Origin of the sequence: Streptomyces sp. NPDC006265, from assembly GCF_040613555.1 — a bacterium.
GTDB lineage: Bacteria > Actinomycetota > Actinomycetes > Streptomycetales > Streptomycetaceae > Streptomyces.
In genome coordinates this window covers 1-10,410 of the sequence record NZ_JBEXSH010000254.1, presented here as the reverse complement: position 1 = coordinate 10,410, position 10,410 = coordinate 1, and the positions used below count along the sequence as shown (strand labels likewise).

The following is a 10,410-nucleotide window of genomic DNA, read 5'->3' as shown; positions in this document are numbered from 1 at the left end:
GGCGCTGCTGGAGGCGGAGGGACTGTCCGCTTCCCCGATCACACACCCCGGGCCGTGGCGGAAGCGACGCGGTGGGGGCGATCATGCCGACGGCCGACCTGGACTGGTTGGCCGCCACGGGTGTCCGCGGAGAAGGAAACTGTCGAGATGCCGGTCCAGAAGCAGCCCCGGCCAGGGTGTGCGTTCAAGCAGTCCCGCCACGATCGCGAGATCGGTACAATGACGCTCCGTCAGAAGAAGTGAGTGCCCGACGTCAACGGCCCCTGGCCTAAGGGCGAGATTCGCTTTTGCATAATGCATTCCGCTAAGCACAGCCGCGGATCCGCGAGGGGGAGGAAACACAGTGGCGAGCATCAGCCGCTCTTATGAGGCATTTCGTACGCTTCAGACTCCAGAAAGTAAGCCACTGATCCTCTTCTCTGCCCCGGCCGTGGAGATCGCACAGTGGTCCGGTGTCCCCGAGCGCCGACGCCTCGCTGGCGAGGAGACCGCAGGATTTCAGCGGGAACAGGACCCGGGCAGGGTCCGCGAACTGGCCAGGTTTTTCAAGGATCACCGCAACGTTTCCCAGAAATCCCCTCCTGGGCGCTTTGCAGGATGAAGCGAAGGTTCAGTTCAAGGAGAGCTCTCCCGGTTCGTCCTTCGGGTATCTAGAAATCACATACGAGGACTATTCGAACGTTCCTCTTCTTGAGTTGCTGGAAAGGCTGACAAGAAGACTTGAAGAGCGCGTGAGTGCCCTTAAAGATAGTGTCGTCGACGAGGACAGGGTGGCACTGCTCCTTGAACGGGAGTCTCGGCGAGAGGCGCCATCGGACTCTGACGAGGACGAGCAGTCGGGCGATTCGGGCAGTGATGACGCGAACGAAACCATTTCAGCAGATGAGGGCGACGATGCGAATAATGCACTCCTCGCCGAGGAGACGCATCTAGCTGACTTCTATGCAGAACTAAAAGCCCGGATTCGCGTTTTGCAGCATCTCGGTATCGATGATGCTGAGGAGATCCAAGGGTTCACCAAAGCTGCATTGCTGGGGTACCTCAAGCCCGTCGTTCTCGTGGACGGCCAGCACAGACTCAGGGGGGCGGTGGTCTCTGCCGAACAGCTGACGGAGACTCCTGAAGCCGAAGAGTCGATTATGGAATCGGTTCTAGCGGGAACTGATCCTGATGTGGCGGGGAAAGATCTGCTTTTGAAGAAAAGCCGACACCTCCCTGTTTCCCTCCTGATGGATAGCAGCCCAAGCGAGCATGTGTTTCAGTTTGTGGTCGTTAATCAGAAGGCAGTACTCATGGGATCTGCCTTGCTGGGAACGATCATCTCAACCAGTCTCGGCCGCGAAGAACTGCAATCAGTCAGAGAGCGCCTGAAGGGAGCAGGCATCCGGCTGGAGGACTCTCAAGCCATTGCCTACCTCACCAGAGCCGAAGAAAGTCCTTTCCGCGGTCTCGTTCAAACAGGAGTCAGCGGCGATCGGTCCGATCTCCTTAAATGGAGTGTTCTGCAGAGCCTGGTCACTGTCTTCCGTAAACTTCAGGGGGGCCGTCCCTATCACGAAAGGACGGACTACGCTCGCGCGTGGAAGACGGAATATCTCCTCGGCTGTGGACTTGTCTCAGGCGACACGCTTGACGAGAAATTCTCCGACTGGTCACGTCCAGACGGACCGTGGAGAGAAACATTCATTCGGTTCTACGCCCATGTGCGTGACTACTTTGGCGACACCCAGGAACTTGATACATACAACGCTTGGGGGAGTACCGCCAACAGTAACCTATTCAATAAGATCTCGCTCACTATTCTCGCATGCGACTACTTCGATTTCATCTACACTCAAGGTGAAACCCTTGAATCAATGGACGATTTCGATATCACCCTACAGAAATGGCTGAAGGAGGGGCGCGTGAGCGCTTCCTACTTCAATCGTGACTGGCGCCTCGAAAAGGTTAAAAAAGACCAGCTCGTCGTGAAGCGGCTGTGGTCTCAGAACTGGCACGAGTACCGGAAAGTGCCGGCCAACGGTCTCCCTCGGAAGTTCAAGCCGTAACCAATGGACACCCAGCCGATTGAGAATTTTTACAGAACGCTCGACCGGGCGCTCGGTAATAGGTGGTCGGAAAGTGACCTCAAAGAAGTCGCCGAGCTCAGTGCTCCTTCCGGCCTCCTGGGAAGAAACGAATGGATCCTTCGCGCAGACTACTCGATAACAGTTGGGCGTTGGTTTATTGAAGGGCTCGTTGACCTGGGGAGATATGCCCGCAATACGGAAAATATCGGATACCTGTTCCGGGAAATATCGCAACGCTTGCAGGAAATGGACCCGCAAGCCCCGAAGGATGAACTACAGCAAATAGCGCGCCAGCTCACATCCTTCGCATGGCGCGATGTCAAGGCAAGGCGAGAAGCGGGCCGAGAGCGCATCGACAACGCTTTGCGAAGCGTCGTCTGGTTCCGGGATGAGCCGCTCCAGCGCTGCTACCTTTGCGGCTACAAGTTCTGCCCCCAAGCACGCGACCTCTTCCTCCGCCGAACAAGCGATCCAGTCGAACCGCACAAATTGGTTGACTTCACTCGACCTAGAGGCGTCAGGTCCAGACACCTCAGGGTCGAGCTGGACCATGTCGTACCCGTCGCAGAAGGCGGAACAGCAGACGAGGACAACCTCAGACTGGCATGCGGCTGGTGCAACAACGTGAAGAGCAACCTGTGGAGCGTCTACGACGCCAAAGCATGGTCGATCGGCGTCATAGAACACCCCTCACTGGGAGTGATATCTGTACCTCAGCCCTTCTGGACACTGCGTGTGGTTGCTACACGGGCACGCTGCGAGGCGCCACAAGGATGCGGTGCCCGGCTCATAGACCACGAACTCTTCGCCGCTCCCCGGAATATCAAGGGCGCCCTGACACCAACAAACCTCATGGTGGTCTGCCGCGAACACGATCCGTGGGCTGGTCACCGGCTAGTGAGCCCACGATTGCTTCCGGGGCGCAAAAATAAATGATCTCTTTCATGAGACAACGGTGAACATGAGGGTGTGTCAACTTGATTAGACACTCCCCCTGGCAAGGGTCATGCGGGCCCTGGACGAGCTGGTCGAGACCGGCACCGACTCCGCCCGCCTCTCCGCGACGACAGGTGCGCCATCATCGGCCTCGCCGGTGCCCGAGCCGAAGTTGACCGCGCCACCGGCTGCCCCATGCCCCTGGCGGTCGAGCCCGGCACGGTCTCCCACACGCGCGGTTCGTCGCAAGGAGTACGCTCCGTACAACCAGCCGCTTTGGCGACCGGGAAGGCTGTCAGCAGGTGAGCGACCCAAGATGCGTGAGCGTTGCGGGCAGAGCTGACCGCCGACCTTGTCGAGTGTCGACAACGGTAGCCAGGTTCCGCTCGCGCTTGGACAGGACCAGGAGAGCGGGAGGGGAGCGCAAGGGGAGCGCGGACGCCTTTGGACGACATAGACAGGGCATCACACATCAGCACACTGCATGTGCTCTGATCAGGCAAAACGAGACTTGGCGGCACGCGGCAACACCGCGCGTCATGAGAGCTAGTGTGCTCGTAATGCGTAGGTCTCGGGTTCGAATCCCGAAGGCGGCTCCATGGTGAATCCCAGGTCACGCACGCCTATGACCTGGGGTTTTTTCTTTTGATTGACCTTGGTATTCGGGCAGATCGCCACACGCTGGTCTGTGCATCGCAATGCGTCGGTCGCGGCGTTCGCTCCCTGTTGCCAACGAGCCGTAACAAGGCTTTGACCTGCGATTTTGGTCCATTGAGCACTTCGGTTGGCCATACGGGCAAATGCTCCGGTGGACAGTCGGTTGACAAGCGTGCGTGACGGCTCGTCGGAGTCGCCTGGCCGCTCCTGGGGGAGGCGAGGGTTCCGGGCGCCTTGGGAAGGGTGGTCGGCGGCGTAGGGGTTGTGCTGTTCCGACAGGCTGGGGGTACCACTGGCTGCCGAGGGGCGACGGCACTGGTGAGGTTCCCGCTGCAGCGTCGCGCACGGACCGGGCCCCCGTCAGTGGGAGGATCGGCAGGTAGGCCGGAGTGCGGAGGAGGCGAAGGTGTTGGCGGCGGACAAGGCGATGGCGCAGCGCCTGGTGGGTTGGCTGGTGCCCGACGGTGACCCGCTCGTCGCGCTCTCGGTGGCCGAGGTCGAACGCTTCTGCTGGTACGAGCTGCCGCGCAAGTGGCACGCGGACATTTCTTGAGCAGCGGGGGCGGGTTGTCGCCGTCCTGGCCGACCTGCTGACCGGAGTCGGCCGCGTTCGGGCCGCCGCGGTGTGCACGAGCGCGACCACGGCCCAGGTGCTGGCGGCCTGGCAGCGCTCGGAGGAGGCGGGCTTCGCGGCGTACCGCGAGGCCGCGGCCGCCTCGCCCACGACCCTGCCGGACGTACCCGAGCTGAGGCGGGGGTCAGGTCATGGGCATCCAGGAAGCTCTGGCCCATGCCAACCTCGAAGGTCTACTGGAGCAGGCTCTGGACGAGGGCGAGCTCGACCCGGACGCGCGTACGTTCCCGGCCGCGCGCCGACGGCTCGTCCAGCACTGGCTCACCACGGCGCGGCCCGTGTTCGAGGGCCGCGCCCCGCTGGAGGCCGTCCGCCGTGAACGGCGCGAGTTGTGGGCCGCGGCGCCCCCGACCGAGCGCCACGCCCTGCTCGCCCCGTCCTGCCTGCCCTGGAGGAGTCGGCCGTGGCACCCGTGGACACGGCCGAGCCGCTGCGGTGGCTGCTGGAGCAGATCGGTGACGGCGTCACCCTGACACAGGCTGGCTACCTGCCGCGGGAACTGGTGGCTGCCGCGTTCGCCCGCTACTCGCACTGGTACCCGATCGGCAAGGGACCGCGCTCGGAGGCGGACCTGTTCCAGCTGGCCGACCTGCATGAACTCGCTCGTACCCACCGATTGGTGACCAAGCGCCAGCGTACGCTCAAGCTCTCGCCTGCCGGCCGCACCCAGCTGACGGACCACCGGCTGCGCCAGCGCACGGCCGCGCTGGCCTGGCTCGGCACCACCGCGGCTGAGCGGCAGGTGGCCGAGTCCGCCCTGGGCGCGCTGTGGGCGGAGCCCCGGCTCCGCGAGGACCTGCGCGATGCTGTACATCCGGTGCTTGCGGCGGGCTTCACCCACGGCGACGGCACCGCGATGGTGGCGAAGGACACCGAGCGGCTGCTGTGGAGGTTCTGGCACACCGGCCGCGAACTCGGCTACCTCGACGAGCGGGAACGGTCCGTCGACGCCCCGATCTCCCTGTCCGCCACCGGCCGCCCTCCGCCTCCTGGCCGAGGGACCGCGCGACCACATCTGAGCGCGCCTCAGCGGGCTGTCAGGCCGGCGTCGGTGAAGCGCCGCATCAGCGAGGGCTTGCCGCGGTGCTGTTCGCGCAGGTCGTGCAGGCGTCGGGCGAACTCCTCGGGGGTGCCCGCCCGGTCGTGGACCTCGCGGAGATCCTTCAGGAGGGTGACGGCGGCGTCGTAGGGGCCGGGCTGCTTCTGCCCGATCAGGTGGGCGATGTCCTGCCAGGCTTGGCCGGTGTTCTCGGCCAGGCGGTCCAGGTGGCTCTCGCGAGCCCGCTGTTCGGCCCGGCGGGTCTGGGCGCGGGCCTGTTCCTGCTGCCGGGTGTACTCGCTGCGCACCTCGTGGGCGGCGTCGAGGAGCTCCGCGGCTGAGCGGCGCCGGGCAGCGGGGGACAGTTCGGCCGTACCGCGGGACGCGGCGCGGTGGCGGGCCAGCAGTGTGGGGCCCGGTTGCGGGGCGGTGCCCAGGGCGGCGTCCAGCAGCAGGGTGTCCTTCTCGTGTGGTGGCAGGGCGCGGATCCAGGTGGTGAGCGCGTCCTTGTCGATTGCCTGGGAAGGGGCGTGACCGCTGGCGCTGGCAGCCGCGGTGAGCAGATGCGGGTCGACGTGAAGGAAGTCCGCCAAGGCCTGCTGTGGACCGGTGAGCCGGGCAAGGCCGGCGGGTACGGGCGGCTCGAGGGTGGAGGTGTACTCGTCCTCGTCGACGTCCTCCTCCAGCTCCCAGCGGGTGAGCGCGGAGAGCCAGGCCAGATAGAGGGGGCGCAGGTCGCCCGCGGCGAGTTCGGTCCGCAGGGTGGTGAAGGAGGCGAGGGTGAAGGAGGTCTCGAAGTCCCACTCGCCGCCGTCCTCGGCCTCGTAGGAGAAGTCGAGCAGCAGGTGCCCGTTCCTGGTCCAGCAGGTCAAGGCGTCTTCCGCACAGTACGGTTCGGCGCTGCGGGCGGGCAGCAGCGTGATGGGCAGGCGCAGCATCAGGCGTCGTGAACCCCAGTTGGCGAAGTACAGGTGGGCGTCGTACAGCTGCTCCATCAGTTTGCGCTCATCGCCGCGGAAGTTGCCGTAGTGGTACTCGTTGACGAAGTGCGTCGCGCTGATCCGGGCCCGGCTCGACAGGGCCCGTACCTGCTCGATCTCGTTCATGGTCAACGGTCGGTCGATGGCCTGGAACTCGTAGTACTGGTACCCGCTCACGGCCGTACAGACTACCGACAGGCGCTGCGGCTCGTCTCACGGGGCCTGGACGTGATCCCTCGTTCGGGGCCCGTCCACGGTTACGGTCCCGGCGGCGCCGTCGGATTCGTAGGCTCGGGCTGAGGACGACGCGTTCGCAGGGTTCGGAGGGCAGGAGTGTGGTGGCGGCACCGAGGGAACGGCTGGTTGGGCTGCTCGGCGGGGCGAGGGCGGCGGGCGCTTTCAGCGCATGGCTGGAGGCGCCGGTGGCCGGCCTGAGCCTTGAGGTGGCCGGGGTCGGGCCGGTGCGCCTTCCGCTGCGGGCGCCCCAGGTGAAGCGGCTGATTTCGGTGGCACAGCCGGCGTTGTTCGGGCGGGGCGAACAGACGCTGAGCGACACCAGTGTGCGTGACACCTGGCAGATCCCGCCGGATCGGCTCAGCCTTGACGGTCCTTCCTGGTCGTCGCTGCTGAGTGGCGCGCTGGAGCATTTCCGGGATGCTCTCGGTCTCCCGTCGGCGACTCGGCTGCGGGCTGAGCCGCACGCGATGCTGGTGTACGGCAAGGGCCAGTTCTTCCTCCCGCACCAGGATTCGGAGAAGGACGATGTCATGGTGGGCACGTTGGTGCTCTCCCTGCCTTCAACGCACACGGGGGGAGAGTTGGTCGTCGCGCACGCCGGGCAGGAGTGCGCCTACCGCGGCTCGAAGACAAATCTGACCCTCGTCGCCTTCTATGCTGACTGCCGGCACCAGGTCACTCCGGTCCGAACCGGGTACCGGGTGACGCTCACCTTCAACCTGCTCGCCGAGCCGGGGACTTCGGCCGAGGCGTCCGGACCGCTGGCGGAGCTGGCACACAGTCTGGGCCGGCACTTCGGCTCGCCCGCCAAACCGCGCTATGGTACCCGCGAGTTGGATCCACCGACCCGGCTCGTGTACCTGCTCGATCACGAGTACACCCAGCGGGGCCTGAGCTGGGAGCGGCTCAAGGGCGCCGACGCAGGGCGCGCCGCTCTGTTGCGCGCCGCTGCTGGGCAGGCCGGATGCGAGTCGGTGCTCGCCCTGGCGGAGGTGAAGGAGACCTGGGATGCCTATCCCGACGGGGACGAGCCCTGGGACGACTACGGGTACGACGAGGATGCGGACGACGACGGCGATGAGGGCGACGACGGTGATGCCGGCGAGGACGAGGACTACGTCCTCCAGGATCTGATCGACGACGAGATCACCCTGGGTTGGTGGACCGGTCCGGACGGCACCGGTGGCGAGCCGATCTCGTTGCCGGTTCACGACTACGAGGTGTGCGCGAGTACCGCGAGCGCGGATCTGACGCCCTACGACTCCCAGTACGAGGGCTACATGGGTAACTACGGCAACACGCTGGACCGGTGGTACCGGCGGGCCGCGGTCGTCGTGTGGCCGCGTGAGCGGGCCTTCGCGGCACGCGCTGAGGCCGGATCGCCATGGGCACTGGAGGAACTACGCGCAGGTATCGCGCGAGGCGACCTGGACAGGGCACGACACCGAGCCCAGTCCCTCGTACCGTTCTGGAAGCACACCCACCCGCAACCCGAGCTGCTGGACTGCGCGCTGCTGGTCGCCGCAGGCCTGGACGCGGCCGAGACCGCGGCGATGCTACTGGAGCCGTTCGAGGCGGGCATGCTCGGCCCGCAGCACGCAGGCGCACTGGCCGCGGTGGCTGAGCGGTATGGAACCGCGTGGATGCGCCGGGTCCTCGACGCCTGGTTCGCCTCGGAGTACTGCCTCCAACCGCAGCACTACCAGTGGACCGAGCAGCTGCCCGGGCTGTGCGCGGCGCTGCGTGCCAATCGAGCACCGGCGGTGGCGCGGCTGCTGTCCGCCAGGGTCTGGGCCGCAGTGGACAGCGGCCTTCAGCTGTGGACCACAACCGGACCGGCCGAGATCCGCCGTGCGCGGTTGCAGCAGCTGGCCCTGCCACTGCGACACGTCCTGGCGGTGGCCGACGAAGAGCTGCGGGACGGGATCCTGGCAGCGTTGCACGAACGCGGGGATACGGTGCTCGAATGTCTGATGCCGCTGCTGCGCCGCGCCGCGGAGGCGAGCACGTCGGCCGAGTGGGGCGTGGCGGGGCTCGACGCGGTCGCGCGGGACTGCGCGGACCGGCTCAGCGCGGTGTGCGAGCGACCGCCGCGCGCTGCCGGCGACTGGTCCGTGGCCTGGGCGGGGTGCGGTTGCGAGCTGTGCGGTGCCCTCGGTGCGTTCCTCGGCTCCCGGTCGCGGCGGGTCCTCGAATGGCCGCTGGCGAAGGAGGGGCGGCGGCATGTGCACACCAGGGTCGACTCGGCCGAGCTGCCGGTGCGTCACGAGACCAGGCGGCAGGGGCGCCCGTACACGCTGGTGCTGACGAAGACCCAGGAGCTGTTCACCCGCGAGCAGACGGTCCGCCGTCAGGCCGCGGCGGACCTGGCATGGCTGATGTCGCTACGGAACATGTGACTGCGGCTTCCGGACGCCGGCCTCGCCTGGGAGACGGGCAGCCTGCTCAACGGTCGGCGCTGCCCGGTGGTACGACCCATTCGGCGGGTTGTCCCGTCAGGGAGGCGATCATGTCGAAGTCGCCGTCGTAGTGGAGGACCGTTCGCCGGTGCAGTTCCGCTGTGGCCGCGATCAGCAGGTCGGGGAGGGACAGAGCGCGGTGAAAGCCCGCGTTGAGGGCATGGCGCTGGAGCTCGAGAGCGCGGGTGAAGGTGTCGTCGTCGGTGCGGAGGTAGTCGAAGGCGTGGAGCCAGGTGCTGATCCGCGTTGCTTCTGAGCTGTCCCGTGCGGAGTGGATCATCGCGTACTCGGTGGGCTGGCACACGGCGAGGAGGTAACGCTCATGCAGGGGCTTTAGCACCTCCTTGACGCTCGGTTTCGTCCAGCGGGCGAGGGCGGACTTGTCGATGAGGTAGTGGTCCTGCATCAGGCCGCCTGGCCTTCGTCGCGGTGGCCGTCGTGCTTGAGGGAGCCGTCTGCGTTGCGAGGGCCGGTGTTCTCGACGATCTCGCTGAAGTCGAGCTCGCCGGCGTCCATGGCGTCGAAGCCCTCCTGCCGCAGGTGTCGCTTGACGGCGTCTTCCATGGCGAGGCGGACGGCTTTGGCCTTCGTTTTGGTCCCGAAGATGCGCATGGCCTCGGTCACCATGTCTTCATCGAGATCGATGACAGTCCTGGCCATGTGGATGATCCCTTCGTGGACGCTCCTGTCAATGAAACGATACCATTCATTGACTGTGGTAGATATCGTTTTGATCAGAAGTCTCGTGACGGATGGAGGCTGCGGCGTTTCGTGGGCGGAGTGCCGCGTGATCGCTCCTTGTGCAGGATGAATAGTCGTCCTCATGTCCGGCTCCGCCGCTCTCGGGAATTTCGTCAGAAGCGATGGGACGGCGAGAGATAGTAGGCCAAGCAGCCCCGCCGGTGGACAGCCGGTAGACGGACGCCTTTGGACGGTGCATCACGGGGTGGCACGGGTCAACCTGCCGCACATGCTCTGATCAGGAAAAACGTCACCACGCAGCACGACCAGGCACCACGCAACACGATCGCTCACGGTCTCGTAATGCGTAGGTCTCGGGTTCGAATCCCGAAGGCGGCTCCATAGTGAACCCCAGGACAGATAGCCGCTGACCTGGGGTTTTCTGCTGCTCGGGGCATGGCGCGTCACACGGCCGCAGTGCCGTGAGATTGCTTGCGTGAGTGATGCGTGAGCGGAGCGGTCCGGTGCCCTACTTCTTGCACTTCTTCCGCTTGCCCTTCCTCTTGGCCCTGGCCTCGGCTTTTGCCTTGGCCGCCGTCTTCTTGGTGGCCTTGCGGGCCTCTTCCGCCTCGGTCTTCCGCTGAAGCGGGACCAGCCTGGCGGTGGCCTCGGCGGCGTTCTTGCCGACCTGCGGCAGGAGGCTCTGGTAAATGTCCCG

General features: G+C 65.5%; 8 protein-coding genes and 1 pseudogene. 5 read left to right on the top strand and 4 right to left on the bottom strand.

Annotated elements, in window-relative coordinates; all coding sequences use genetic code 11:
- Nucleotides 1–452: 452 nt before the first annotated feature.
- The 4 genes from ABZ281_RS21165 (at nucleotide 453) to ABZ281_RS21150 (ending at nucleotide 4,769) form a co-directional block, all read left to right on the top strand.
- Nucleotides 453–2,048, top strand: coding sequence for a hypothetical protein (locus ABZ281_RS21165; RefSeq protein WP_356657610.1), 1,596 nt, complete (start codon nucleotides 453–455; stop codon nucleotides 2,046–2,048).
- A 3-nt stretch (nucleotides 2,049–2,051) separates the two neighbouring features.
- A complete protein-coding gene (locus ABZ281_RS21160) occupies nucleotides 2,052–3,005 on the top strand; it encodes an HNH endonuclease signature motif containing protein (protein ID WP_356657608.1) in 954 nt (317 codons plus the stop codon).
- A 1,063-nt stretch (nucleotides 3,006–4,068) separates the two neighbouring features.
- Complete coding sequence (locus tag ABZ281_RS21155) at nucleotides 4,069–4,215, top strand: hypothetical protein (RefSeq protein ID WP_356657607.1); 147 nt, start codon at nucleotides 4,069–4,071, stop codon at nucleotides 4,213–4,215.
- A 212-nt stretch (nucleotides 4,216–4,427) separates the two neighbouring features.
- Nucleotides 4,428–4,769: a hypothetical protein gene (locus tag ABZ281_RS21150; protein ID WP_356657606.1), complete on the top strand. Its 342-nt coding sequence runs from the start codon at nucleotides 4,428–4,430 to the stop codon at nucleotides 4,767–4,769.
- Nucleotides 4,770–5,322: 553 nt separating this feature from the next.
- On the opposite strand, the gene ABZ281_RS21145 is transcribed toward ABZ281_RS21150, so the two are convergent.
- Entirely contained in the window at nucleotides 5,323–6,492 is a 1,170-nt protein-coding gene (locus ABZ281_RS21145; RefSeq protein WP_356657604.1) for a hypothetical protein, read from the bottom strand.
- A 161-nt stretch (nucleotides 6,493–6,653) separates the two neighbouring features.
- Here ABZ281_RS21145 and ABZ281_RS21140 point away from each other — a divergent pair, with 161 nt between their 5' ends.
- Nucleotides 6,654–8,951, top strand: coding sequence for a 2OG-Fe(II) oxygenase (locus ABZ281_RS21140; RefSeq protein WP_356657602.1), 2,298 nt, complete (start codon nucleotides 6,654–6,656; stop codon nucleotides 8,949–8,951).
- 46 nt (nucleotides 8,952–8,997) lie between these two features.
- On the opposite strand, the gene ABZ281_RS21135 is transcribed toward ABZ281_RS21140, so the two are convergent.
- The 3 genes and pseudogenes from ABZ281_RS21135 to ABZ281_RS21125 all read right to left on the bottom strand — a co-directional run.
- Entirely contained in the window at nucleotides 8,998–9,417 is a 420-nt protein-coding gene (locus ABZ281_RS21135; protein ID WP_356657600.1) for a PIN domain nuclease, read from the bottom strand.
- Complete coding sequence (locus ABZ281_RS21130; RefSeq protein WP_356657598.1) at nucleotides 9,417–9,671, bottom strand: type II toxin-antitoxin system VapB family antitoxin; 255 nt, start codon at nucleotides 9,669–9,671, stop codon at nucleotides 9,417–9,419. Before ABZ281_RS21130 ends, ABZ281_RS21135 begins: the two co-directional genes overlap by 1 nt.
- Nucleotides 9,672–10,221: 550 nt before the next feature.
- Nucleotides 10,222–10,410 (bottom strand): annotated as a pseudogene (locus ABZ281_RS21125) (site-specific integrase); the annotation flags it as partial.

What these genes read in the sequence shown, in the direction of transcription:
- ABZ281_RS21160 (WP_356657608.1), top strand. Translation starts at nt 2,052, where the DNA reads ATGGACACCCAGCCGATTGAGAATTTTTACAGAACGCTCGACCGGGCG.
- ABZ281_RS21150 (WP_356657606.1), top strand. Translation starts at nt 4,428, where the DNA reads ATGGGCATCCAGGAAGCTCTGGCCCATGCCAACCTCGAAGGTCTACTG.
- ABZ281_RS21135 (WP_356657600.1), bottom strand. Translation starts at nt 9,417, where the DNA reads ATGCAGGACCACTACCTCATCGACAAGTCCGCCCTCGCCCGCTGGACG.
- ABZ281_RS21130 (WP_356657598.1), bottom strand. Translation starts at nt 9,671, where the DNA reads ATGGCCAGGACTGTCATCGATCTCGATGAAGACATGGTGACCGAGGCC.